This window comes from Pseudomonas sp. NC02 (genome assembly GCF_002874965.1).
In the GTDB taxonomy this organism is placed as follows: Bacteria; Pseudomonadota; Gammaproteobacteria; order Pseudomonadales; family Pseudomonadaceae; genus Aquipseudomonas.
Genome location: NZ_CP025624.1, coordinates 4,148,842 through 4,172,147, shown reverse-complemented (window position 1 = coordinate 4,172,147; position 23,306 = coordinate 4,148,842). Strand labels below are relative to the sequence as shown.

Annotated in this window: 23 protein-coding genes; 16 read left to right on the top strand and 7 right to left on the bottom strand. The window is 59.5% G+C overall.

What is annotated here, in order from left to right:
* The first annotated feature begins 65 nt into the window (after window positions 1-65).
* Window positions 66-449, top strand: coding sequence for a DUF4440 domain-containing protein (locus C0058_RS19615; protein ID WP_102369375.1), 384 nt, complete (start codon window positions 66-68; stop codon window positions 447-449).
* An 11-nt stretch (window positions 450-460) separates the two neighbouring features.
* Here the strand turns inward: C0058_RS19615 and C0058_RS19610 are convergent, their stop codons facing one another.
* On the bottom strand, window positions 461-811 hold the full coding sequence (locus C0058_RS19610) for a LemA family protein (protein WP_003211591.1): 351 nt from the start codon (window positions 809-811) through the stop codon (window positions 461-463).
* Between the two features lie 160 nt (window positions 812-971).
* On the opposite strand from C0058_RS19610, the gene C0058_RS19605 reads away from it, so the two are divergent.
* Window positions 972-1,280, top strand: a complete 309-nt coding sequence (locus C0058_RS19605; protein WP_003211589.1) for an RcnB family protein — start codon at window positions 972-974, stop codon at window positions 1,278-1,280.
* 153 nt (window positions 1,281-1,433) lie between these two features.
* Window positions 1,434-2,627, top strand: a complete 1,194-nt coding sequence (locus C0058_RS19600) for an MFS transporter (RefSeq protein WP_102369374.1) — start codon at window positions 1,434-1,436, stop codon at window positions 2,625-2,627.
* A 90-nt stretch (window positions 2,628-2,717) separates the two neighbouring features.
* Here the strand turns inward: C0058_RS19600 and C0058_RS19590 are convergent, their stop codons facing one another.
* From C0058_RS19590 to C0058_RS19580, 3 genes are all read right to left on the bottom strand, one after another.
* On the bottom strand, window positions 2,718-2,987 hold the full coding sequence (locus tag C0058_RS19590; RefSeq protein WP_003211585.1) for a DUF1652 domain-containing protein: 270 nt from the start codon (window positions 2,985-2,987) through the stop codon (window positions 2,718-2,720).
* Between the two features lie 11 nt (window positions 2,988-2,998).
* Window positions 2,999-3,250: a CsbD family protein gene (locus C0058_RS19585; protein WP_003211583.1), complete on the bottom strand. Its 252-nt coding sequence runs from the start codon at window positions 3,248-3,250 to the stop codon at window positions 2,999-3,001.
* 132 nt (window positions 3,251-3,382) lie between these two features.
* Window positions 3,383-4,879, bottom strand: a complete 1,497-nt coding sequence (locus tag C0058_RS19580; RefSeq protein WP_003211582.1) for a PAS domain S-box protein — start codon at window positions 4,877-4,879, stop codon at window positions 3,383-3,385.
* Between the two features lie 175 nt (window positions 4,880-5,054).
* On the opposite strand from C0058_RS19580, the gene C0058_RS19575 reads away from it, so the two are divergent.
* The 8 genes from C0058_RS19575 (at window position 5,055) to C0058_RS19540 (ending at window position 11,985) form a co-directional block, all read left to right on the top strand.
* Window positions 5,055-6,023, top strand: coding sequence for a hypothetical protein (locus tag C0058_RS19575; protein ID WP_102369373.1), 969 nt, complete (start codon window positions 5,055-5,057; stop codon window positions 6,021-6,023).
* Between the two features lie 193 nt (window positions 6,024-6,216).
* On the top strand, window positions 6,217-7,020 hold the full coding sequence (locus C0058_RS19570) for an AraC family transcriptional regulator (RefSeq protein WP_003211578.1): 804 nt from the start codon (window positions 6,217-6,219) through the stop codon (window positions 7,018-7,020).
* A gap of 133 nt (window positions 7,021-7,153) precedes the next feature.
* Window positions 7,154-7,972 carry an ABC transporter ATP-binding protein gene (locus C0058_RS19565; RefSeq protein WP_003211576.1) on the top strand — a complete coding sequence of 273 codons (819 nt, stop codon included), beginning with the start codon at window positions 7,154-7,156 and terminating at the stop codon, window positions 7,970-7,972.
* Entirely contained in the window at window positions 7,969-8,733 is a 765-nt protein-coding gene (locus C0058_RS19560; RefSeq protein WP_008435867.1) for an ABC transporter permease, read from the top strand. The genes C0058_RS19565 and C0058_RS19560 overlap by 4 nt, the downstream gene beginning before the upstream one ends.
* A 25-nt stretch (window positions 8,734-8,758) precedes the next feature.
* Window positions 8,759-9,799, top strand: a complete 1,041-nt coding sequence (locus C0058_RS19555; protein WP_102369372.1) for an ABC transporter substrate-binding protein — start codon at window positions 8,759-8,761, stop codon at window positions 9,797-9,799.
* Window positions 9,796-10,680, top strand: a complete 885-nt coding sequence (locus tag C0058_RS19550) for a PhzF family phenazine biosynthesis protein (RefSeq protein ID WP_102369371.1) — start codon at window positions 9,796-9,798, stop codon at window positions 10,678-10,680. Before C0058_RS19555 ends, C0058_RS19550 begins: the two co-directional genes overlap by 4 nt.
* Entirely contained in the window at window positions 10,677-11,132 is a 456-nt protein-coding gene (locus C0058_RS19545) for a RidA family protein (RefSeq protein ID WP_102369370.1), read from the top strand. The genes C0058_RS19550 and C0058_RS19545 overlap by 4 nt, the downstream gene beginning before the upstream one ends.
* A gap of 232 nt (window positions 11,133-11,364) precedes the next feature.
* Window positions 11,365-11,985 (top strand): hypothetical protein, encoded by a 621-nt coding sequence (locus tag C0058_RS19540; RefSeq protein ID WP_023658938.1) that lies wholly within the window; start codon window positions 11,365-11,367, stop codon window positions 11,983-11,985.
* A gap of 39 nt (window positions 11,986-12,024) precedes the next feature.
* Here the strand turns inward: C0058_RS19540 and C0058_RS19535 are convergent, their stop codons facing one another.
* The 3 genes from C0058_RS19535 to C0058_RS19525 all read right to left on the bottom strand — a co-directional run bounded on the left by C0058_RS19535 (window position 12,025) and on the right by C0058_RS19525 (window position 16,189).
* Window positions 12,025-13,188, bottom strand: a complete 1,164-nt coding sequence (locus C0058_RS19535; protein WP_032899458.1) for a hypothetical protein — start codon at window positions 13,186-13,188, stop codon at window positions 12,025-12,027.
* Between the two features lie 14 nt (window positions 13,189-13,202).
* Window positions 13,203-14,090 (bottom strand): nitrilase family protein, encoded by an 888-nt coding sequence (locus C0058_RS19530; protein WP_032899456.1) that lies wholly within the window; start codon window positions 14,088-14,090, stop codon window positions 13,203-13,205.
* Window positions 14,091-14,224: 134 nt separating this feature from the next.
* Window positions 14,225-16,189, bottom strand: coding sequence for an FAD-dependent oxidoreductase (locus C0058_RS19525; protein WP_102369369.1), 1,965 nt, complete (start codon window positions 16,187-16,189; stop codon window positions 14,225-14,227).
* 234 nt (window positions 16,190-16,423) lie between these two features.
* Between C0058_RS19525 and C0058_RS19520 the strand changes: the two genes are divergently transcribed.
* The 5 genes from C0058_RS19520 (at window position 16,424) to C0058_RS19495 (ending at window position 23,238) form a co-directional block, all read left to right on the top strand.
* A complete protein-coding gene (locus tag C0058_RS19520) occupies window positions 16,424-16,765 on the top strand; it encodes an FKBP-type peptidyl-prolyl cis-trans isomerase (RefSeq protein WP_003211564.1) in 342 nt (113 codons plus the stop codon).
* Between the two features lie 12 nt (window positions 16,766-16,777).
* A complete protein-coding gene (locus tag C0058_RS19515; protein ID WP_102369368.1) occupies window positions 16,778-17,380 on the top strand; it encodes a GNAT family N-acetyltransferase in 603 nt (200 codons plus the stop codon).
* 584 nt (window positions 17,381-17,964) lie between these two features.
* Window positions 17,965-18,681 carry an MgtC/SapB family protein gene (locus C0058_RS19505; protein ID WP_003211562.1) on the top strand — a complete coding sequence of 239 codons (717 nt, stop codon included), beginning with the start codon at window positions 17,965-17,967 and terminating at the stop codon, window positions 18,679-18,681.
* A gap of 293 nt (window positions 18,682-18,974) precedes the next feature.
* A complete protein-coding gene (locus tag C0058_RS19500) occupies window positions 18,975-19,601 on the top strand; it encodes a response regulator transcription factor (RefSeq protein ID WP_003211560.1) in 627 nt (208 codons plus the stop codon).
* 1 nt (window position 19,602) lies between these two features.
* Window positions 19,603-23,238 (top strand): transporter substrate-binding domain-containing protein, encoded by a 3,636-nt coding sequence (locus C0058_RS19495; protein ID WP_102369366.1) that lies wholly within the window; start codon window positions 19,603-19,605, stop codon window positions 23,236-23,238.
* Window positions 23,239-23,306 lie beyond the last annotated feature (68 nt).

Here is a 23,306-nt window from a genome sequence, read left to right as displayed (position 1 = left end):
GGCGCTTCGTGAAATTCTTATCAGGAAATTTCATGAAAAATTACAGGATTAATTTCACGAGGGCAATGGGTATGGAGTTGGCAGAGCATTTACGCCGCCTGGAACAGGAGCTGCACCAATGCACCACCCGTACAGATGCGGCGCGGTTGTCGGTGCTGCTGGCGGATGACTTCGTCGAATTTGGTGCCAGTGGCAATGTATGGGGCAGCAAGGCCGAGGTGATCGAAGGGCTGCAGGATGAGGTGTTTTCAGTCCGTAGCATCAGTGACTTTGCAATGAAGGTGCTGGCCGAAGGCGTGGCGTTGGTGACGTATCGCTGCCAGCGCGCGGCGACGGATGCAAATGCGGCGGGGGAGTCATTGCGCAGTTCGGTGTGGCGCGAAAGCGGCGGGCAGTGGCAGATGGTGTTTCATCAGGGCACGCCAACACGTCAGCGTGCACCTGTGTAAGCGCCGGCAGGTCAGACCGTACGCTTGGCCTCGAACCCCGACAGGCTGACATCATCACGATGCCCGAGCAGCTCGGCCACCACCGAGGTCGGCGACTTGTGCTTGTAGGTGTTGTAGTTGTTGACCGAGTCGTGGAAGAGCTGGCGGGTGAACGCGACACGGCTTTCCAGGCTGGCGATTTCTGCGCTGGGTGACGAGGCATTTTGCGCCGCCGCCAATTGTTGTTCGGCCTCCTTGAATTGGCCGAAGGCTTTTTTGCAGCGATCAAGCAGGGCCACCAGTTCCCTGTAGGTGCCGAACACGTAGAGCGCGAGCAAGGTGACAACGGTCACGAAAATGATGATGACGTGGGTACCAGTCATTGGAATTCCTGAGCGGCTGGAAAAAGGAACCAATCTTATCTGATTAATCGCCGGCCCGGTCGCTGGCCGCCCATCCATCTGCCGCTTCCATCACGGCGCTGAATGATTCCACGCCGCTGCGGTCGGAATCTTTACGCGTCATTCATTGAAGGAAGTGCCCATGAAGTCCAAATCCCTTGTTGCCTGCCTGCTGGTTGCCGCGAGCCTCTCTGCCGCGAGTCTCACCGTCCAGGCCGCAGATACCCCGCAAAAAACCGTGCAGCCTTCGAATATCAATACCCGCGACCTCAAGACGGGAGACCGTGCGCCAGACATTCTGATGCGTAAGGAGTCGGCCATTGCCGACTGGAAGAAACGTGGCCTGAAGCAGCCGGAAGAAGACAGCCAGTGGGCTCGAGTGAACGACAAGTACGTATTGCTCAAAACCACCAACGGCACGATTCTCGACATCACCCCCGTTAAAAAATAAAGCGTTCGGCGGGATGGGTGATCGCGCTTCATCCCGCTGGATTTGATTTTTGCATAAATGCATAAACCAGCATTTTTTTCTTCTTGTTTTGCGTTAAGGTACGTCCGCTGCGGGCCGCAATGGTCCCTTTACCTTGACCGGAATGAGAGCAGGATGCTTGCCACAATAAGAAATTACCCGCGTACCGTGAACCTGTTGTTGTCGGCCACGCTGATCCTCACCCTGGCCAAAGCCATCACCTTTCCGTACCTGGTGATCTACCTCACCAACCACTTTGCCCTCGACATCAGCCAGGTCGGCCTGGTGATCGGCAGCTCGCTGATCGTCGGCTCGCTGCTGAGTGTCTACGGCGGTTTCCTGGTAGACCGCATCAACAGCTACAGGCTATTGCTCAGCTTGAGTGTGGTGTTTGCCCTGGGGTTTATCGGCACGGTGCTGGCCCGGGAAATCTGGTCGTTCTACAGCTGCCTGATCCTGATCAACCTGGCGTACGCGGTGATCGACATCGCGATCAAGTCCGGGTTTGCCAGCCTGTTGCCGGAAGATGAGCGCAGCGAAGCGTTTTCCATCAAGTACACCCTGACCAATATCGGCTATGCCGTAGGGCCGTTTTTTGGCGCGATGGTGGCCAAGCTCGATATCAGCTTGCCGTTTATCCTGTCGGCGGTCCTGGGCTTCGGTTTTTTCCTGCTGTACTGGCGTTGGGGCGACCGCACGCTGGCCACGGTAGACACCACGCAAAAGCCGGTGTCGTTCCTCGCGGTGGGGCGTGTATTGCTGCGGGATCACCGACTGGTGTGCTTCACCGTCGGCGGCCTGCTCAGTGCCGTGGTGTTCGGCCAGTTCACCGCGTACCTGTCGCAGTACCTGGTGACCACCACTACCGCCGAATACACCTACACCATCATCAGCGCGGTACTCACCACCAACGCGGTGTTGGTGATTGCCCTGCAATACGCGATTGGCCGGCGCATTTCCCACCGCTACCTGAGCCAGTGGCTGATCTTCGGCCTGGGCATGTTCATGCTGGGGGTGATTGGCTTTGCCCTGGCGAGCAACGTGTGGTGGTGGATCCTGGCGATGGCGATTTTCACCGTGGGCGAAATCGTGGTGTTTCCGGCCGAGTACATGTTCATCGACCGCATCGCCCCGGACAACCTGCGGGGCATGTACTACGGGGCGCAAAACCTCTCCAACCTCGGTGCTGCCCTGGGGCCGGTGCTGTGCGGGCTGGTGCTGGCCAACCTGCCGGCCCACTACATGTTCTACATGTTGGCAGCGTTCATTGTCGGGGGAGGGGTGTTCTATTTTATCGGGGCGTCGTTGAAAGCCCGCGACATACTGTAGGAGCACGCTTGCTCGCGAAGGTCGTTAACGATAACGCGCCACGCCTGAATGAACGCGGTGCCTGGGCGTTTTTCGCGAGCAAGCCCGCTCCTACAAAGGGCGCAGCGGCAGGTCATCCAGCCTGAGTTTACCGACGGTGTTGCTCTGCAATTCGTACCGCAACTCGTCGACCATCTTTTCCACTTCCTGCGGGGTCTGCAGCTTGTTGACGCTGATCCCGGTGACCACCAAATCCACCCGGCCGCTTTCGGCGTCGAAGACCTTGAGCGTCAACGACGCGTCACGGCACAGGGTGAATTCGCAGGTCAGGGGCGACAGGGCCTCTTCGATGCAGTTGCGCAGTTGGGAGAGCGTAAACATCAGGGTTCTCCTCAGCGACGACGCAGCAACAGGCCCAGCAGCAGGCCGACACCGGCGACGATCGCAACCGTTGCCAGGGGTTTTTGCTTGGCGAAATCGCCGACGGTGTCCAGCGCGTCACCGTAGGTTTGCTGCAACTGGCCAGCGGCCTGGCGAGCTACACCTTCGGCCTGGAGACGTTCGTCACCGGTCAGATCACCCAGAAAACCTTGAGCCTTGCCGGCCACTTTTTCGACGGCGCCTTTGACTTGTTCGCTTTTCATGATGGATTCCTTAAAGGGCATGACATCTCAACGGCACAGGACCCGAAGCCCTGTGCCCACCCTTCAAGGTTAAGCAGTGCACCCCCGCGCAATAAGGCGAATTTGCACCGGTCGCACTAGTGCATTTGCACTCTATTTCGGCTTTTTAACCCGCAACTCACCGGCAAACAGCCCGCGCTCACGGGCCCACACGATGGCTGCACTACGGCTATGCACCCCCAGTTTGGAGTACACCGTGGCCACATGGTTACGCACGGTGTTGGGTGCCAGTTTCAGGCGCGAAGCGATTTCCTTGTCGGCCAGGCCTTCGCAAATCAACCCCAGTACGTCGCGCTCGCGGGCGGTCAGGTCGGTAAAGGAAATGTTCGGTACATTGGGGCTGTTGACGCTCTTGGCGTTGGCCAGTTTTTCAATCAGCGTCTGGCTGAACCATGAGGCGTCCTGCATCACTTCCTCGATCGCGGCCACCAGTTCCAGCTCGGAGCGCTTGCGTTCGGTGATGTTCATCAGCACCAGCAGGTAGCAGGGCACATCCTGGATACTGACGGTGTCGGCAGACAGCACACAGTCGATCAGCTCATTGCCTTTCTTGCGAATCTTCAGGTCGAGGCCGTCGAGGTTGCCGGCTTTTTCCAGGGTGGTGAACAGTTGCGTGCAGGCCTGGGGGCTGTCGATAAAGTCGATGTCTTCGATGGATTTGCCGATCAGTTCTTCACTGGTATAGCCGGTGATGGTCATGAAGGCTTCGTTGATATCCACCACCTGGCGGTTGGCGGCGTTGCACACCAGGGTCGGCACCGGCGTCAGGCGGAACGACTTGGCGAAGCGTTCCTCGCTCTGACGCAGGGCGGTTTCGGCCTTGCGGCGAGGCTCCAGGTCGGTGAAGGAAAACAGCATGCAGTCTTCCTCATTCATGTCCAGCGGCTGGCCGGCCACGATCACCAGTTTGCTGCCGCCTTCGGGCAGTTTCAGTTCGGCTTGCATCTGTGGAATGGTCGCGCCTTCGCCCAGGCGCTTGACGGCCAGGTCCTTGTTTTCGGCCTGTTCCAGCACGTCCAGTTCATACACCGAGTGGCCGATCACCTGGTCGCGGTTGTAGCCGGTCATCTCCAGGAAGCCCTGGTTGACCTTGATGTAGCGCAGGTCGCTCAGGCGGCAAATCACCGCCGGCGCCGGGTTGGCATTGAAGGTCTTTTCGAAGCGCTGTTCGGCGCTGGCCCATTCGGTGGCGTCGCTCAGGATCAACACCAGCAATTCCGGCTCGCCCGACGCGTCGTCGAGCACCAGGCTGCGCAGGCGATGCACCCAGACTTTTTCCTCGTCGCCGGTGGGGGTGACTTCCACCACCACATCGCTGAACTCTTCACCGTCTGCCACCCGGCTCAGAGGATAATTCTCCAGCACCAACGGGTGGTTGTTGCGATACCGCAAGGCAAAGCGCGCGGCGTATTCCTTGGTGTTGGCACCCAGGTCTTCGACTTTATCCACGCCATGCATCAGCAGCGCGGCTTCATTGGCCCAGAGTATGGTCTGGTCGGCCTCGGCGAGGATCACCCCATCGGACAAGCCGGAGATGATCTGCTGCAGTTGGCGGCGGTTGGTTTCTTTGGCGAGGACGGCCTGGCTCATGGTTTCTCCTGGGGTAAGTCGCATGGGAAGTACGACACCTGAGGCTCAGGATAGTGCAGAGAAAGTGCCCGGCGCGGGGTGCGAATGCACCAGTACGCCTAGTGCAATTGTGTCGAGACCGCAGGGCAGGTGCCTCGCCAAACTGGCCACCTACCCACTGTTCAAAGGATTTAACATGACCACTGTCTATGAAACCAACCATTCGCTGTTTCGTGTGTCCTGGGGCTCGGTATTGGCCGGTAGTGCAATTGCCCTGGTGACCTATCTGGTATTGAGCGTACTCGGCACCGCGATTGGCGCCAGTGCGGTAGACCCGATGGCCGCGGGTAACCCGCTGAGCGGTTTCGGCACCGGTGCCGGGATCTGGCTGTTTGTCTCGACGCTGCTGGCAATCGGTGCCGGTGCATTCGTGGCCGGGCGCACCGCGCCGGATCGCGGCGGCCTGCACGGCGTGCTGAGCTGGACCATCACCACCTTGCTCACCACCTGGCTGCTGGCCGCGCTGGCCACCAGCGTTGTGGGAGCGGCGGGCAATGTCGTCGGCAAGGGCCTGTCGGCTGCCGGCAGCGGGATCGCCGCCGTGGCGCCGGGTATCAGCGACAGCGTCAAGCAGCAACTGAATGAGCAGGGCATCAAGCTGGACTGGAACAGCCTGCAAGGTCAGCTCGACACACTGCTCAAGCAGAGCGGCAAACCTGAACTGGACCCGGCCAACGTTGAGCAAAAAGCCGATCAGGCGGCTGCGGACGGCAAGCAGTCGGCCAACGATGCCGCGACCAACCCAGCCCAGGCTGGTGATGAATTGAAGCAGTGGTTCGAGCGGGTCAAGGCTTCCGGTGAGCCGGCGTTGAACGCGGCGGACAAGCAGGCACTGGTCAACATTGTTGCGGCCCGTACCGGCAAGAGCCAGGCTGAGGCCACCCAGATTGTCGACAACTACGCCCAGGCCTACCAGCAGGCCGTGCAGAAGGTCGACGAACTGAAGCAACAGGCTGAACAGAAAGCCCGTGAAGCCGGTGAAGTCGCGGCCAAGCAACTGTCCCGTGCTGCGTGGAGCACCTTGTTGATGTTGCTGCTGGGCGCAGCGTTGAGCTTCGGTGTGGGTCGCCTGGCGATTTCCACCCGTCGTGTACCGTTGGCCTGATCATGACCTGAGGTGATCTATGTGGCGAGGGAGCTTGCTCCCGCTGGGCTGCGAAGCGGCCCCAAAAAGAGGGGCGCGCTACGCACTGGAGCGCCAGCCCGGTCCAGCGGGAGCAAGCTCCCTCGCCACAATGCTTCGCTGGCACCAAACATGCTAGTGTCAGCACTCCAACATCCACTGGCAGTGCCTGGCGATGCGCGACATCTACAGCGTCTTCAACTCCAACGGCGCCTATGAAACCGGGGCCCATGCCCACGACGAATTCATGCTGATGGTGCCCGAGCACGGCCTGTTGCGTTTCAAGGATGAAGAAAGCGGGCGCACCACCTCGGTGATCGACCGCCAGTTCGTACTGGTGCCGCCGCAATCCAGCCATTCCTCCTCGTCACTCACCGCCAGCCAGGGCCACGTGGCGTTCTACGTCGACCCCGACTACATGCACTACGCCTTGCGTGACCTGTCCGGTGACGCCAACCGCTTGCTGCGCGTGCCCACCCTGGGCATCTGGCAAACCTCCGCGCCGTTGCACCATCTGCTCCTGGCAAAAAAAGCCTTCAGCCAACCCGACCTGTACATCGACCGCCGCCGCCAGGTGGCCCAGGCCGATCACTTGCTGCTGCTCGAATGCCTGGCGATTTCCCTCAGCCAGCCGAGCCTGCAACGCTCATCTACCGAGCGCCACGGCGCCATGCTGGTGCGTGACGTCAAGGCGTACGTGGAAGGCAACCTCGAACATGCGCCGGGGCTGGATGAAATCGCCGAGACGTTTCACATGTCGCGCCGCCATCTGACCCGGCTGTTCGCGCTGCACACCGGCGAGACGGTGCTGGCGTACGTCCAGCGCCTGCGCCTGGAGCGCGCGCAGACGTTGTTGCGGCACACCCGCATGTCGGTGCTGGAGATCGCCAATAACGTCGGCTATGAGTCACCGTCACACCTGGCCCATGTGTTTCGCCGGGTGCTGGGCGTATCGCCGGATGAGTGGCGCCGCGGCTGATACCGCCTCAACGTTTTTGATGTCCCGATCCCGCGCATGATCCGGCCCGATCCCGTGCGCCGCAAATCCGTCATCCGTTCATCCTCACCCCGTCAACAACAAACAAGTCCGGCCTACCGGACGAGGAGGGGCGGTGAGTGCAAAACCCTTTATCAGCTTCGCAGGGGTGCAAAAAAGCTTCAAAGTCGAAGGCCGCCAGTTTGTGGCCGTGCGCAACGTATCGCTTGAAGTTCAGCGGGGCGAAATCATCACCCTGGTCGGACCTTCGGGGTGCGGCAAGTCCACCTTGCTCAACATGACCGCAGGGCTCTTCGGCCCCACGGAGGGCCAGGTGCATTACGACGGCGCCGAGGTCAAGGGCGTCAACACCCGTGTCGGCTACATGACCCAGGCCGACCACTTGCTGCCGTGGCGCACCGTGGCCGGCAACATCGCCGTGCCGCTGCAAATCCGCCGCATGCCCAAGGCCCGGATCGACAGTCGCGTCGAGGAGCTGATGGCGCTGGTGGGCCTCACCGGTTTTGGCGAAAGCTACCCCAACCAGCTTTCCGGCGGCATGCGCAAACGCGCGGCCATGGCGCGCTTGATGGCCAGCGACCCGGAAACCCTGCTGATGGACGAACCCTTCGGCGCCCTTGATGCGCAGATGCGCCTGACCCTGCAGACCGAACTCTTGCGCCTGTGCCGCAAGCTCAACAAGACCGTGCTGTTCGTCACCCACGATGTCGATGAAGCCATCGCGCTGGCGGACCGCTGCGTGGTGTTCGCCGGTCGCCCGGGCACCATCGATCATGTGCTCGATATTCCCCTGGGCGGTGAACGCAACCTGGTGCAATTGCGCTCCGACCCACGCTACGTGGAACTCTGCGCCGCCCTCTGGAAACGCTTGGCGCCCGACGTCGCCGGTGCTGCCGATCCCGCCTCATTGGCTCACTCGCTGGAGGTCGTATGATCCAGGTCTATCGCTTGCTGTTCCTGATTTTCCTGCTGGTGTTCTGGGAGTGTGTGTCCCGCTGGTTCGGCGTGGAATTTTTCATCAGCCGGCCTTCGGCGGTGGCGCAAAGCCTGTGGAAAATCCTCATGAACGGGGTGTTCTTCTACCACGCCGGCATCACCACCCTGGAAGCCGTGCTGGGCTTCTTCTTCGGCTCCCTCGCAGGCTTGATCGCCGGTTTGGTGCTGGGCCGCGCCAAGCTGCTGGCGGATATTCTCGACCCGTTCCTGACCGCCTTCTACAGCTTGCCGAAAGTCGCGCTGGCGCCACTGTTCATCCTCTGGTTCGGCATCGGCTTGCCGATGAAAGTCATCCTGACCGCGGCCGTGGTGTTCTTCCTGGTGTTCCTCAACACCTACAGCGGCGTGCGCAACGTGTCCCGCGAGCAACTGACCATCCTGCGCCTGATGGGCGCCAAGGAGCGCGACCTGTTGACCATGGTGGTCATCCCGTCCGCTTTCACCTGGGTATTCACCGGCCTGCGCCTGTCGGTGCCCTATGCGCTGATCGGCGCGCTGGTGGGCGAGATCATCGCCGCCAACCGGGGCCTGGGCTACCTGCTCTCAGATGCAGCCTCGCAGTTCGATACCGCCGGTGTATTTGCCGCACTGGTGGGCATCATCGCCCTCGCGCTGATCCTGAACACGGCGGTGAAGCTGGCAGAACGCAAGTTGATGCCGTGGAAGGCCAACGAAGCGGAACGTGAAGTTGCGGTTTAACCCCTTATTTTTGCGGAGCTTGATCATGTTCAAACCACTGTTCATCGCCAGCGTTTTACTCGCCTCATGCCTGCCCGCCGCGCAGGCCCGGGACCTGACCAAAGTCACCCTGGCGTTCCCCAGCGAAGGCTTCCTCTATGTGCCGATCTACGTCGCGCAGAAGCAAGGCTACTTCGCCGATGAAGGCCTGAATGTGGACGTCATCGTATTCCAGAAAGGCGGCTCGGCAGCACTCACCGCCGTGCTGGGGCGTGATGCGGATGCTTACGTCGGCCTGCCCGCCGTCGCGGTGCGCGCCCGCACCAAAGGCCAGAATGTCCAGGCGTTCGCCGCCGTGCAGACCCAGTTCGGCAGCACCGTGGTGATCGACGGTGCCTCGGCGCAAAAGGCCGGCGTGTCGGCCACCTCATCCCTGGCCGCCCGTGCCCAGGCCCTCAAGGGCTTGAAGATCGGCGTCACCGGCCCTGGCAGCACCACCGACATGCTGGTGCGCTACCTGGCCAAGGATGCGGGGCTCAACCCGGACAAAGACTTCACCATCATGCCCATCGGCGGCGCGCCAAACATGCTCGCGGCGTTTTCCCAAGGCAGCATCAACGGCTTCTCGCTGTCGCCGCCCACCATCACCACCGCCGAGAAGCAAGGCGGCTTTGTGTTGATGGACCTGGCCAAGGGCGAATACAAACCCCTGGACGGCTTCCTCTTCACTGCGATGATTGCCCGTGAAGACTGGCTGGCCAGCAACAAGGTCACGGCCGAAAAAATGGTCCGCGCCCTGTGGCGTGCCGAACACCTGATTGCCAGCGACCCGGACAAGGCTCGCGAGTCGGTGCGCCCGTATTTCGCCCACACCGACGCCGCCATCTTCAATGCTGCCTGGACCGCTTCGCTACCGTCCTACCCGGCCACGCCGCGCATCGAGAAAGACGGCGTTGAGAAAAACATCCGCTTCATGAACGCTGTGGAGAGCGACCCGGTCGAACTCGACCCGCAGCAGGTCTACACCAACTCCATCGTCGACGCCGTGGCGCCGACTGTTTCCACCCTTCAGGGAGAGGCGAAATGACGCCCGAGGTTCACCTGGTCAATGTTTTTCCCGCCACCGCCCGTGGCGGCAACCCCGCGCCAACCGTGGCCGTCGCCGATGGCATGAGCGATGCCGACATGCAGCAGGTCGCCCGCGACTATGGCCATGAGTGCGGCTTTGTGTTCGCCGCACCGGTTGGCAGCGAGTTCGATTTTGCCTTGCGCTTCTGGGTGCCCAACCACGAGATGGAAATGTGCGGCCACGCCACCGTGGGAGCGGTGTGGCTGCTGGATCGCTTGGGCATGCTGCACAAGGACCGCCTGACGTTATCGACCCTGAGCGGTCCGGTGAATGCGCGGATCACCGCTGCGGGCACCCCGGATATCCAGGTGGAAATCAGCCAGCCCAAGGGCCAGGTCGAGGCGTTGAACGATGCCGAAGTCGAGGCCGAGATTCTGTCGGTGCTCGGCATCACTTCCAACGAACTGGCACCGCTGCCGATCCAGAACGCTTGCACCAGCCGGGTGAAAACCCTGATCGCGCTGAAAAGCGTGGCGGTACTGGATAGCCTGAAACCGGATTACCGGCGGATGCAGCAACTGTGCGAGCGCATCGGCTCCACCGGTTTGTACCCCTATGCGCCATCGGATCTGGAAGGGCGACAGTTTGATGCGCGGCAGTTTCCCAAGTCCTCGGGTTACCCGGAAGACGCCGCCACCGGCATCGCGGCTGCCGCGTTGGCGTTTGGCTTGTTGGAGAATGGCCTGGTGACGGCAGATGATCGCCCGGTGCACATCCGCCAGGGCCGGGCCATGGGCCGACCTTCGCAAATCTCCCTGCGGTTTCGCCGGGATGAAGCGGGGCAGGTGCAAGGTTGCTGGCTGGGTGGGCATGTGGAATTTGTCGAGGAACCGGCATGAGCGTGCGCGAAAAACTGCAAGCCCTCGGGCTGGAGTTACCCGAAGCGCCTAGCCCCAAGGGGGACTACGTGCCGGTGACGATTCATGGAGGCGTGGCGTATGTCAGCGGGCAGGTTTGTCGGCAGGGTGACAGCGTGATTACCGGGCCAGTGACGGACCAGACCTCTCCGGAGTTGGTCAACGAAGCAGGGCAGACCTGTGTGCTGCGGGCCTTGAGCGTGCTGGACCAGGCGGTAGGGCTGGAGAACGTCGAGCGCATCCTGTTCGTTCGCGGGTTTGTGTTTGGCGGGGAAGGTTTCCAGGGCTTCTCCAAGGTTGTCGACGGCGCCTCGCAACTGTTGATTGAGCTGTTTGGCGAGCACGGCCGGCATGCGCGTTCGGCGGTGGGCGTGGCGGGATTACCCAGCAACGGCCTGCTGGAACTGGAACTGACGGCGGTCGTCACTGCCTGAGCCACCCACCAAAATGTGGTGAGGGAGCTTGCTCCCGCTGGGCTGCGCAGCCGCCCCAAAACCGATGATCACAGTGCCTCAGGCATACCGCGTCAACCGGTCCGGGAGCGCTTCGCGCTCCAGCGGGAGCAAGCTCCCTCGCCACAGGATTCGTGTTGCTTTCACCTCTGCAGGAACCCCGGCGAACGAGTAAACTGCCCGCCTTTTATTCTCACGACGAGACGGTGAGCTTTTGAACGCAGGAAAAACCGCAGGGCTGTTGCTGCTCACCGCCTTATTGGCGGGATGCGGCACCTCGCCACCCCGCACCCCCAACGACATCTGCGGCATCTTCCGCGAAAAAGACGATTGGTACGATGCCGCCAAGGTGACCCAGGCGCGCTGGGGCGTGCCGATCCAGGTGCCGTTCGCGATCATGTATCAGGAATCGGGCTTCCGGCAGGACGCCAAGACCCCACGCAAGTACCTGCTGTGGATCATCCCCTGGGGTCGTGTGTCTACGGCCTCCGGCTACGCCCAGGCCAAGGACGAAGTGTGGAGCGACTACCAGAAAAGCACCGGACGCTACGGCGCCAGCCGGCAGGACTTTGACGACGCCATCGACTTTGTCGGCTGGTACATGGACAAGACCTACACCATTAACGGCGTATACAAATACGATGCCTACGGCCAGTACCTGAATTACCACGAAGGCTGGGGCGGTTACCGGCAGCGTACCTACGCGAGCAAAGCCTGGCTGATGCCGGTGGCGGGGAAGGTGCAGGCGCGTTCGCAGATGTATGCGGCGCAATATGCGGGCTGCAAGAATGATCTGGGGCGTGGGTTCTGGAGCCGGTTCTGGCATTGGCTTTAAGTGCTCGGGCAGTCCTTTGCCCGGCGTAGGAGAGCGGAGCTAAACGGCTAACCATCCCACCAATGGCACTACCGCCAACGTGCTCAGCGCCATTGAGATTACGTTGCCGATATAAGGATGAAAGTGCGGTGGTAACCGTCCTGCAATCGCGCAGGCCAGTGGCGGCGCCATCAGCGCGCCGAGCAACGCACTGGACCCCATCACCATCCAGCTGCCGCCATGGGTCAATACGGCTGCCGGGACTACCGATACCAGCGGGACATACGTGGGATACCAGCCTCGTTTTATCCACTGATGTCGCCAGATCACCACGCCCAGCGCTGATGTCAGCGCTTGCGCGCCGATCAGGTGCAGTATCAGGCCGGATCCATAGGCCGGGCTCATCGGGTTCAGCGCGTAAGCCAGTAACACACCCGCCAGCAAGCCAAGGCTGGCCAGCTCATTGCCGAAGAACGGCGCTTCGGAAAAGTCAGCCAATACCCTCCGCACGCTCCACACCACACCATAAGTCGGTGGCTTCAGCGGGGCGGGCCTTTGCGGCGCTGTGTAATCGCTTCGTACCAGGACCGGCACGTGACGGCACAATACAAAGGCAATCACACTGCCAACCGCCATCCCAAGCACATTTCCGATCACCACCGGCAAGCCCAGCGGTATGCAGACGTAATTAACGATCAACAAACACATCGGCGTGACCAGTAAACCTCCCAGTACGGCGCCGTTGAGCGTCACTTTCCAGCCACCTCCGAACATCAGCACCATTGCCGCCGGCAGTGAAACAAACGCTGCAAACGTCGGTTGCCAAGTGTCAGCGGTCACCGTCCAGCCCCATAACGCGTTGCTTAGCAGCAAGCCGAGTAAGGAGCTGGTTATCAGCCACGGCCACAGCCCTGTGCCGTACGAGATAGCAAAGCCCTGCCAGGACTTGCCCGTGCGGCTGGCCCACCACGCCAGATACGCACCGCCCAGCAGGCCCAGTGACGCCAGTTCGTGTTTGTAGAACGCGACCTCGCTGATATCCCCCAACACCCAGCGCAGCCACGCACTGGGATGTGGAAGGCTGGTCACCATATCGGCATATCCCGGCCAAGGGTAAATAAGGGCTATCCATAGGATCAGCAAAGCAATGGCAAGACCCAGAACTATGACGGTGTTATCGGCCCGGGAGCGCCCTGCACGCGGCTTTTCAAAGAGGCTTTCCATGATGCACCCTCCGATCAGCGTGGCAGGGCAGGGTGCTGGGTGTACCCGAGCATCTGGTCGTAAAGATCAGCACGCCGGTCCCGCTGCAAGTCGTTAAGACTGTTCCAGATAGGCGCGCTGCGGGCACTGGTGAGATCGACATCGGCGAAAAGGATCTCCTGCCGATTCGCCGACGCCACCGTACCGATGGGCCATCCATTGGTACCGGCAATCAGCGAACATCCCAGGTAACGCGCATCGCGCTCCTCGCCGATACGACTGGCGGCAGCGATAAACACGTTATTGACGTGGGCGGCGGTCATCGTGAGATACGACGCCATGCACTTCCCCGCGTCGTCGAACAACGGCGGCGGGGTCCACACCCAGTTGTTGAGGCTGCAAATAATATCGGCGCCTTGCTGGCTGAGGATGCGTGGCACCTCGGGAAACCAAATGTCCCAGCAGATCAACAGGCCAATACGGCCTATGGGTGTTTCGAAAACGGGGAATCCTGTATCGCCGGGAGTGAACCAGAGCTTCTCCAGGTTCCACAGATGGGCCTTGCGGTACTTGCCAATAAAGCCATCCGGCCCCAGCAATACAGCCGTATTGAACAGCTGCATAGCGGAAATTTCGCTGAGGCCTGCCACCAGGTACACCTGATGTTTACAGGCAAAATCTGTCCAGGCCTGCACACTTGGCCCACCCGGAATGGCCTCGGCATGATCAAACGCGTCCTGACGGCTGGAGAAGAAATAGCCACAGTTAGAGAGCTCTGGCAGCACGATCAGATTGGCACCGCCGCTCACTGCTTCCGTCGCCAGCTCAAGGCTATGACGCAGGTTGCGCTCCCGGTTTTCCATTCCGACCTGGGGATCAAACTGTACGACAGCTATGCGAACAGGACTTGTTGGATCGCTCATTGCGGGTGACCTCTTATTTTTATTCAGCCAGAAGTGGCTGGATGTTTATAAGAGGCGACCTGATGTTTAAATGAAAGTCGGACGCGTCCGATAGCAATGTAGTTTGCTTCTGCCAAGGCTTTTGCATGGTGTGTTTATTTTGCTGGAGGTGAATACTCTGTTTTGTATTCTGGATAGTCTTGCATTGAGAATCCTCCATTGAAGAGGGCGCCAGTTCTATTGCAGATATTTATGACGGTATCTATTGCGCCCCTGAAACAAGGCTCTGTCCATCCGGCATCTACTGAAAAAGATTCGCCGCAGAGGTAAAGTCCAGACTTGAATGAGTAGTCCTTATTGTATTTCATTAAGCTGACAGCCTCATAGTAGGTCCCTGGTCTGTACAGTTTTGCGCATCCCAATGAGTTTTGGTCATTCATCCAGCGTTGCACGATGGCCTGCTCGTGGCCGATGTATGGAGAGATTTTTTCTTGGATGTTAGTGGATTTAACCAGGATTCTATCCAGCTCTTCTATGCACTTGGTTATTAACTCTTTGTCACTTAGTGAAGATAATTTTGTTGCGTCATCTTCCCAGGTGTAGCTCAAGAGTATGCAGTCGTAGGTGTGATGCTCGTTATAGCGATAGGTATATACATCATGTATGAAACTGTCGGTAACGATGGCTTGCGGGATCTTCGTGTTTTTGGACAGGAAGGTTTTTTTTAACGGGGCGTACACTTTGCAGCTGGTTTCCCAGTGAGCAGTTTTATAGGCATTTATCGTGTCGTAAGGGAGCATCTCTTCATCGAAACCCTCAAGCAGTATTTGTGTTTCGATTATCCAGGAGGGGAGCGTGATGATGACCGAGTCGAAGTCGGCATGGCAGACTTCAGTTTTTTTGGGGTTACTAGCATTCCAATGATAATAAACGCGCGTTTTCCCATTTCTCAGCTTTTCCAGTTTTTTTACTGGAGAGTCAGTCAGTAATCCATCCGTCTTCTTGAGGCTGAGGTCATACACGGAGTCGCTTATTTCAGGAGTACTCATAAAGAGCAGACATTCTGCCAAGGCCCCGAGACCTTTGTAGCTGGGCTTATTAAACTCTAGTCCCCGAGAGTCAAAAACGGCCGGACTTCTCAGGTGCGGCGAGTCGACTGCCTCGCCATCCAGTTTGACCCGGCCATGAATTAGCTGGAGGTGACTGCTGAAACCAAAAATCGCAGTCCGCAGGGGATAAAGCGAGCAAATGTCATAAAATGCTCCCCAACTGCCATCGCCTATTCCAATTGCATAGAACACAGCCGACTCTTGCGTCGTCATGCCCATGCCACCGAAGTCACCGGGGCGTTCCTTGTGCCAAGACTCAATAACCGGCATTTTCACTAAATCCCTAAACGAGATACTTTCGTACTTTTCAACTACTCTGGCCCAAAATAATTCCCATTGCTCGCTTCCGTATAATTCCGCAACTTTCTGAGTCATACGGTTCGCAAAGTTTTGCCATTTTGCAGACACTGCACTCAGGGTCTCGCCAGGTGGAGGCGTTATACCATCTTTGTTTTTCCAGATCAGCATGGTGGGCTGACTACTATTATCTATACTCCCTTCGCGTAAGTAGATCCCGGTTGATGTGACCCACGGGCTTCCCGGATTTGGGAAGTTTGAATGAACAAGATCAAACGCTTTGGTGTAATAGGCCATCATGGATCGGCCTTCAGTGGGGTTTTCATCAGATCGATTAAAAAAGGGCATACGCATCGCGCCCATTTCAAAGGGCGGTCGTCCTGTATTGTTGGAGCGCTGTCCACCAAGAACGGTAAGGTGTCTGCCTCCGATTCTTTTGGATTTCTCGATCAGGGATATGTCTTTAAAGCCGCAGCGATACAGTTCTCTTGCTGCAGTAAGGCCTGTGATGCCTGCCCCGATGATACATATTTTGTGGTCCAAATGAGGCGTCTTTGCAATTCCGCCTTTTTGCTCCACTAAGGCTCGATAATCGAAGCATAAGTCTGGTGGGCCAGGAAAACGGCCCCGCCATTTATTTCTGGTAGATCTCTTTTCTCTGGAAGCGCGGGCAGCAATATCAGCCGGGTAGTTGAAGTCTGATCCTATGGTCATACAAGTCATCCTTGATGTTCTATGTTTCTGGATAGTTAGGCTGCTCGTTGTATCGAAGAAGATAAATAGGTGGTTTGTATTTTTTTTACGTACGTTTTCGTGATTTTTTGTAGGTTGGTGCATTCGAACTGGCAGGCTATTGGAGAAAACGAGGTATGTGGGCTTGCCAAATGCGTTTGACTCTGGGAAAACGCCCATTTGGCGCGATCCGCGCATTACACAAAACGAGAAAAAATGAGCACCGAACTGGAAATCACCGACATCCGCCTCGGCGACGGCAAAACCGTGGTCAAAGGCGCCCTGATCACCACGCAATACACCGGCACTCTGGAAGACGGCACGGTGTTCGACTCCTCATGGGAACGCGGCAAGCCGTTTCAGTGCGTGATCGGCACCGGTCGCGTCATCAAGGGCTGGGACCAGGGGCTGATGGGCATGAAAGTTGGCGGCATTCGCACGTTGTTCGTGCCGGCGCACCTGGCCTACGGCGAGCGCTCGATGGGGGCGCATATCACGCCCAACAGTAATTTGCGGTTTGAGATTGAGTTGCTGGAAGTACTGACGCGGGATGATTGAGGGGCGGTGAACATGGATGTTGTTGAAGCAGGGGAGTTGCCGCGCAGTTCGATAGCGGGCATTCGGGTGGTTGAGCTGACCCTTGAGGATGAAGCCGAGTTGCAGCGCTTTTTCGAAGCAGCCCCGGAATATTTTCTCGCGGTCAACGGTGAGCCAGCCTCACCCACGGAGGCGCGAGATGAGTTGACTCTTCAACTGCCTGGTACCTGGAGCTACACGCGGATGTATTGGATTGGCTACCGCAATGCCGAAGGGCAGTTGGTTGCGGTGGTGAATGTGGCGTCAGATCTGTTGGCGGTCGGGGTTTGGCATATCGGGTTGCTGTTGGTGGCCACGCCGTTGCATGGCAGCGGTTTTGCGCGGCAGTTGCATGCCGATTTCCAGGATTGGGTAGTGAGCCTGGGCGCACGCTGGTTGCGGTTGACGGTGGTGGTGGGGAACGTCAAGGCTGAGCGGTTCTGGCCCCGGCTTGGGTATGTTCAGGTGCGGACTCGGGATGGCATCGAGATGGGGCGGCAGGTGAATCGGGTTTCCATTCAGGTGAAGGCGTTGGCGGGTGGGGCGATCAATGAGTATTTGGCGCTGGTGGAGCGTGATCGACCGTCTTCTGCGTAGCAGCTGTCGAGCCTGGGAGAGGCTGCGTTCGGCGCGACTGGTTGGAGTGTCTGGCTTGATGATCGCAGTGTGGCCGACGCAGCCTCGCTTGGGCTCGACAGCTGCTACGGAGGGGAGAGCTGCGCAGTGGTGCGTACCTGAACCCTCCCTGAAGAACCTGCCCAAACCCATCGGGTAAATTTTCCTACGGTTTACTCTCATTAATTCGGAGCGTAAGCTTCGCGCGTTTTCATCAATAGCGGAGACCCTCAGTGGGTACTTGTTCGAGTGACAGTCGTCGGCCGGTCTCGATAACCGGCACATACTTGGCAAGATAACGCGCATTTTTCCGATGCCGTTGTCTCGCCCAGAAGCGAGAAGCGGCATTTCGATGGCGGCCAGTCCTGGCCCGATTCCGAATTCCCCTCTCATCGACGCTTAACAGTACGTGATGCCTTGCATCGCGGTACTGCGGACGCGCCTGTCGTTTGCGACGGGCGGGCCTGTCCTGTCGTGCCCGTGACTCAATCACGGCCCAGGATGGTCGTACCTGGCCGAAGGTTTCCTCGCGTAAGTTTGGCTGGTAATGAATAGGGAAGACGCCTATGCAAGCAATCAACAACATCAACCTCAACTCGCTGATCGACACGCTGGTCAGCCTCACCGCGGCCTTCATTCTCGGTGGCCTGATCGGGTTTGAGCGTCAGTACCGCCAGCGCACGGCGGGGCTGCGCACCAACGTGCTGGTGGCGGTGGGAGCGGCGATTTTCGTCGACATGGCCAACCGCCTGGGCGGCGCCGAAGGGGCGGTGCGGGTCGTGGCCTATGTGGTCTCGGGCATCGGTTTTCTCGGTGCCGGTGTGATCATGCGTGAAGAAGGCAACGTGCGCGGCCTGAATACTGCGGCCACGCTCTGGGCGTCGGCGGCGGTGGGTGCCTGTGCCGGTGCCGACCTGATCCTCGAAGCGCTGCTCGGTACGCTGTTTGTGCTGGCGGCCAACACGCTGCTGCGCCCGATCGTCAATAACATCAACCGCCAGCCACTGGACGTGGTGTCGGCCGAGGTGACCAACATTCTGTATGTGGTGGCCCGGCGTACCCAGCAGAAGGCGGTATTGGCGTTGCTCGAAGCCGAACTTGCTCGCTGCAACTACCCGGCCAGTGATGTGGACGTACGTCCCTTTGGTCCTGAAGAGGTGGAAATCGAGGCGACGCTGGCCGTGACCTCGGTAGACGGTGACGAACTGGATGCGCTGGTGGCCCGTATTTCCACTTCAGCCCTCGTGGTGCAAGCGTTCTGGAGTCCGAGTACCACCGACTAGGCCGCCTTGGCGCCCCCGGGACCGGCTCTTTACTATGCTTATGGTGAGGAAAAGTCCTACATACAGCTGGGACTATCCCTTCAGTTGTTACGCCGTTCCATTGGTAAGGTTGCGCGCTTGCGACTAGCCAGGCACGCAGGTGCCGCCTACCTAGGGTTATGCGCTGTTCAAATGGAGGGACCCGACTGCTGCTTGTAGGACTGTTCAGTTCCGTTCGTCGGAACTGTCATTTCTCACAGGTAGATAGGTCCCGTGTGATGTGTAACGGTACTGAATCCTCCCAGGGGAGCCTTATGAGCAAAGCTTTAATCGTGGATGACCATCCATTTATCCGCGCAACCGTCCGCTATCTGCTGAAGCAGGAAGGCTTCGACACGATCTTCGAGGCCGGCAACGGCGCCGATGCCATGCAGATTGCCCGGGAGGAACGCCCCGAACTGATCATCCTCGACCTGGCGATGCCGAAGCTGGGTGGCCTGGAGGTGATCAGCCGGATCAAGGCGCTGGGCCTGCCGTGCAAGATCCTGGTGCTGACGTCCTACCTGGCGGTGTTTTTTTCCACCCGCTGCATGCGTGCAGGCGCGATGGGGTTTGTCGCCAAGACCGGCGAGCTGGATGAGCTGCAAAAAGCGATCAAGGCCGTAATGTCCAACTACAGCTGCTTTCCGAGCCTGCCCACCAGCTCGGTGCGCCGCGACGATTTGCAATCCACCGAGCAGGACCTGGTGGCAGAGCTTTCCGACCGCGAGCTGACCGTACTGCAGAAGCTGGCGCTGGGGTTGGGTAACAAGGAAATTGCCGAGGACATGTTGCTCAGCCACAAGACCATCAGCACTTATAAAACCCGACTGAAGGAGAAGCTGCGGATGTCGTCGGTGGTGCATTTGTCCAAGTTCGCCCAGCGCAATCATCTGATCTGAAATGATCAACTTTCGGGTCTTGTGGCTCAGCGCAAGTGTGCTGCTGGGCGCGCTCTGCACACAAGGCCTGGCGCTTGGCGAGCCGCGCACCCTGTATCTGTTGGGGCATTCCGTCATTGAAACGCCCGCCGTACGGCTGCATGAAACGCAGTGGAGCTGGCTGCGCGAACGGCGCCGGTTGTTGATGGGGATCTCTGGGCCCGACTACGCACCATTCGAGTTGAGCACCAGCGATGAACTCGAGGGGATTACGGCGGATTACGCGTCGCTGATCGCCGATGCGCTGAACATCACGATAGAAGTGCGCCGCTACGACAATCGCGATGAAGTCATCACCGCGCTCAAGCGTGGCGAGGTGGATTTTGTGGGATCTGCCAACGGCTACGAGGCAGCAGACCCGCAGCTGGTACTCTCGCGCTCCTATGCCATGGATCAACCGACCCTGGTCACCCGCACGGGTGACAGCCAGGGCCTGAGCAGCGACCTGGCCGATAAACGTGTGGCGATGTTTTATCACTACATGCAGCCTGACGCGGTGCAGGCGTTTTACCCCAATGCCCGGATCCAGCTGTTCCCTTCAACCTTCGAGGCCATCGGAGCGGTTGCGTTCGGCCATGCAGATGTTTACCTCGGCGATGCAATCAGCACCAACTACCTGATCAACAGGAACCACCTGAACAACGTCCGCATGGCCGATTTCTCGTCACTTGAGGTCAATCCCTTCGCGTTTGCATTTTCCCGGGACAACGCGCGCTTGCTGTCGATCATCAATGCGGCACTGGCGGTGATCCCGGTCAGCGAGCAGATGGAAATCCTTCGGCGCTGGAGTGCCGGCAACCTGGGGTTCCTGGGGGCGGACCGGCTGCGCTTGAGTGCCAGTGAACAGCGTTGGCTGGACAAGAACCCGAGGATCAAGGTCGCTGTACTCGACAAGTTTCTGCCGGTTTCATTTATCGACAAGCAGGGCGCGTTCGAAGGGTTGAGCGCCGAGGTGCTGGCCCGCATCAGCTTGCGCACGGGATTGAAGTTTGACTTCATTCCCGGCACCTCGATGCTCCGGCAAATCGACAGGGTCAACACCGGTGGTGCAGACATGATCGCGGTGGTCACCCCCAGCGTCGAGCGCACGGACAAGGTACGCATTACCCGGCCTTACCTGACCAATCCGTTTGTGTTGGTCAGTCGCATTGATGCCGGCAGCCCCCTTACCCTGGAAGACATGGCCGGCAAGCGCCTGGCGCTGATTGGCAGCAATAGCCTGCGGGAGGGCATCGCCCAGGACTATCCGAGCATCAAGTTCGTGGACGTCGAGAACCCCGAGCACGGCATGGAGCTGGTGGCCGATGGCGGTGCCGATGCCGCCGTCAATACCTTGATCAGCGCCCGCTACATGATTGCCCGCGAGTACCGTGACCGGTTGCGGATCACCAGCACGGTCGGGTCCGAGCCGGCCCGTATAGCCTTTGGCGTCAACCGCAGCCAACTGGAGTTGTATTCGATCCTCGACAAGGCGCTGCTGAGTATTACGCCCCAGGAAATGGACGAATTGGCTGGCCACTGGCGTAGCGAGGTATTGGTTGAAGACAGCTACTGGGCGCGGCACCGCAATGCGATTATTCAAGGTTTCAGCCTGGCGGCGCTGCTATTGCTGATCACCCTCGGCTGGGCGATTTATCTGCGTCAGCTGATACGCAAGCGCGTCGAGGCCGAACGGGCGCTGAGTGATCAGATGCGCTTTATGGGCGTGCTGATCGACGGCACGCCCCATCCGATTTATGTGCGTGATCGCCTGGGCCGGCTGATGGCATGCAATAGCGCTTACCTTGATGTGTTCGGTTTCAAGCTGGAGGACGTGACCGGTAAAACCGTGGTCGAGACCGACACCGGCAATCGCCCCCAGGCCGAGTCTTTTCATCAGGATTACCTGCGCTTGATGGAGCGGGGCGAGCCACAGATCCAGGACCGCGTGCTCAAGGTGCCGGGCGGTGCGGTCCTGACCATCTACCACTGGATGCTGCCGTACCGCGACGGTAATGAGCAGGTGGTGGGCATGATCGCCGGCTGGGTTGATGTCAGCGAAAGGCAGCAACTGCTCGGCCAGTTGCAGGAGGCCAAGGAGGATGCCGACGCGGCCAACCGCGCCAAGACCACGTTTCTCGCGACCATGAGCCATGAAATCCGCACGCCCATGAACGCCGTGATCGGCATGATCGAACTGGCCCTGAAAGCCGCCGAGCAAAACCGGGCCGACCGCGATGCGCTGGAGGTGGCCGCCGATGCGTCACGGGGCATGCTGGAATTGATCGGCGATATCCTCGATATCGCGCGTATAGAATCGGGCCACCTGTCCCTGACCCTCGAGCCTTCCAACCTGCACGAGTTGCTGGCGTCGGTGGCGCGGGTTTTCGAGGGGCTGGCGCGGGCCAGGGGCCTGGTACTGCAGGTGGAGCTCGACCCGCTGATTGATCGGTACGTGCTGGTGGACCCGATGCGCTTCAAGCAAGTGGTGTCGAACCTTTTGAGCAACGCGATCAAGTTCACCCCTCACGGCCGGGTGCGGCTTGGCGCGTCCGGCTCGTCGGCGATTGCCAGCGGCTACTTGAACCTCAGGCTGTGGGTGGAAGACACCGGCATCGGCATCAGTGTCGAAGACCAGAAGCGCCTGTTCAACCCGTTTATCCAGGGCAGCAACACTGCGCAATCGGCGCGCAGCGGTTCGGGCCTGGGCCTGGTCATCAGCCGCAACCTGTGCGAGATGATGGGGGGGCAATTGCAATTGAGCAGCCTGCTGGGGCAGGGCACTCGGGTGGATGTCACCCTGGAGCTGGCAGTCGCCGACAGCACGCTGATGCCGCCCGTACCGGTTGCCGTGGAAACTCCGCCGGCCCACGCGCTGAACATTCTGGTGGTGGATGACTACCCGGCCAACCGGCTGCTGCTGGCCCGGCAACTGAGCTTCCTGGGACACCGGATCACCACCGCCGAAGATGGTGTCGAGGGGCTTGAGTTGTGGCTGTCCGGGCATTTTGACGGGGTGATTACCGACTGCAATATGCCGTTCAAGGACGGTTATGAGTTGGCGCGGGATATCCGCACCCTTGAGGGCGAGCGTGGCCTGGCGCCGTGCCTGTTGCTGGGGTTTACCGCCAACGCCCAGCCCGAGGAAGCCGAGCGCTGCCGGCAGGCGGGCATGGATGGCTGCCTGTTCAAACCCACCGGGCTTGAGGATTTGCATGCGGCCCTGGCGCGGCGCACGGCCACACCTTCGGTGGCGCCCGGCACCACGGATGAGCTGGCGGCAGGCTTTGACTTGAGCCACCTTGAGAAACTGACCGGCGGGGATATCGACGCGGTGAAGGAGCTGCTGGCGCCCTTGCTCGACAGCCTCGAGGCAGACCATGGGCAGCTGGTGAACCTGCAACGCAAGGCAGACTTTGCCGGCCTGCATGACCTGGCCCATCGCACCAAGGGCGGGGCAAAGATGGTCAAGGCCCATGCACTGATGGTTTGCTGCGAGGTATTGGAAAGCGTTTGTGAACGTCAGGCCCGCGACGAATTGGCCAGTGCCGTCGATGGCATGGATGAAGCGCTCTCGCACCTGCACCACGCGCTGTCGGGGTATTGCAATCAGACTTGACCGGTGCGGAGGGGTATTGAGCTGTTTGGGACAACTCCTACGTGAAGGTGGAACAAGCCTTATTTAGT

What these genes read in the sequence shown, in the direction of transcription:
- C0058_RS19615 (WP_102369375.1), top strand. Translation starts at nt 66, where the DNA reads ATGGGTATGGAGTTGGCAGAGCATTTACGCCGCCTGGAACAGGAGCTG.
- C0058_RS19610 (WP_003211591.1), bottom strand. Translation starts at nt 811, where the DNA reads ATGACTGGTACCCACGTCATCATCATTTTCGTGACCGTTGTCACCTTG.
- C0058_RS19605 (WP_003211589.1), top strand. Translation starts at nt 972, where the DNA reads ATGAAGTCCAAATCCCTTGTTGCCTGCCTGCTGGTTGCCGCGAGCCTC.
- C0058_RS19600 (WP_102369374.1), top strand. Translation starts at nt 1,434, where the DNA reads ATGCTTGCCACAATAAGAAATTACCCGCGTACCGTGAACCTGTTGTTG.
- C0058_RS19590 (WP_003211585.1), bottom strand. Translation starts at nt 2,987, where the DNA reads ATGTTTACGCTCTCCCAACTGCGCAACTGCATCGAAGAGGCCCTGTCG.
- C0058_RS19585 (WP_003211583.1), bottom strand. Translation starts at nt 3,250, where the DNA reads ATGAAAAGCGAACAAGTCAAAGGCGCCGTCGAAAAAGTGGCCGGCAAG.
- C0058_RS19580 (WP_003211582.1), bottom strand. Translation starts at nt 4,879, where the DNA reads ATGAGCCAGGCCGTCCTCGCCAAAGAAACCAACCGCCGCCAACTGCAG.
- C0058_RS19575 (WP_102369373.1), top strand. Translation starts at nt 5,055, where the DNA reads ATGACCACTGTCTATGAAACCAACCATTCGCTGTTTCGTGTGTCCTGG.
- C0058_RS19570 (WP_003211578.1), top strand. Translation starts at nt 6,217, where the DNA reads ATGCGCGACATCTACAGCGTCTTCAACTCCAACGGCGCCTATGAAACC.
- C0058_RS19560 (WP_008435867.1), top strand. Translation starts at nt 7,969, where the DNA reads ATGATCCAGGTCTATCGCTTGCTGTTCCTGATTTTCCTGCTGGTGTTC.
- C0058_RS19555 (WP_102369372.1), top strand. Translation starts at nt 8,759, where the DNA reads ATGTTCAAACCACTGTTCATCGCCAGCGTTTTACTCGCCTCATGCCTG.
- C0058_RS19550 (WP_102369371.1), top strand. Translation starts at nt 9,796, where the DNA reads ATGACGCCCGAGGTTCACCTGGTCAATGTTTTTCCCGCCACCGCCCGT.
- C0058_RS19545 (WP_102369370.1), top strand. Translation starts at nt 10,677, where the DNA reads ATGAGCGTGCGCGAAAAACTGCAAGCCCTCGGGCTGGAGTTACCCGAA.
- C0058_RS19535 (WP_032899458.1), bottom strand. Translation starts at nt 13,188, where the DNA reads ATGGAAAGCCTCTTTGAAAAGCCGCGTGCAGGGCGCTCCCGGGCCGAT.
- C0058_RS19530 (WP_032899456.1), bottom strand. Translation starts at nt 14,090, where the DNA reads ATGAGCGATCCAACAAGTCCTGTTCGCATAGCTGTCGTACAGTTTGAT.
- C0058_RS19525 (WP_102369369.1), bottom strand. Translation starts at nt 16,189, where the DNA reads ATGACCATAGGATCAGACTTCAACTACCCGGCTGATATTGCTGCCCGC.
- C0058_RS19520 (WP_003211564.1), top strand. Translation starts at nt 16,424, where the DNA reads ATGAGCACCGAACTGGAAATCACCGACATCCGCCTCGGCGACGGCAAA.
- C0058_RS19515 (WP_102369368.1), top strand. Translation starts at nt 16,778, where the DNA reads ATGGATGTTGTTGAAGCAGGGGAGTTGCCGCGCAGTTCGATAGCGGGC.
- C0058_RS19505 (WP_003211562.1), top strand. Translation starts at nt 17,965, where the DNA reads ATGCAAGCAATCAACAACATCAACCTCAACTCGCTGATCGACACGCTG.
- C0058_RS19500 (WP_003211560.1), top strand. Translation starts at nt 18,975, where the DNA reads ATGAGCAAAGCTTTAATCGTGGATGACCATCCATTTATCCGCGCAACC.
- C0058_RS19495 (WP_102369366.1), top strand. Translation starts at nt 19,603, where the DNA reads ATGATCAACTTTCGGGTCTTGTGGCTCAGCGCAAGTGTGCTGCTGGGC.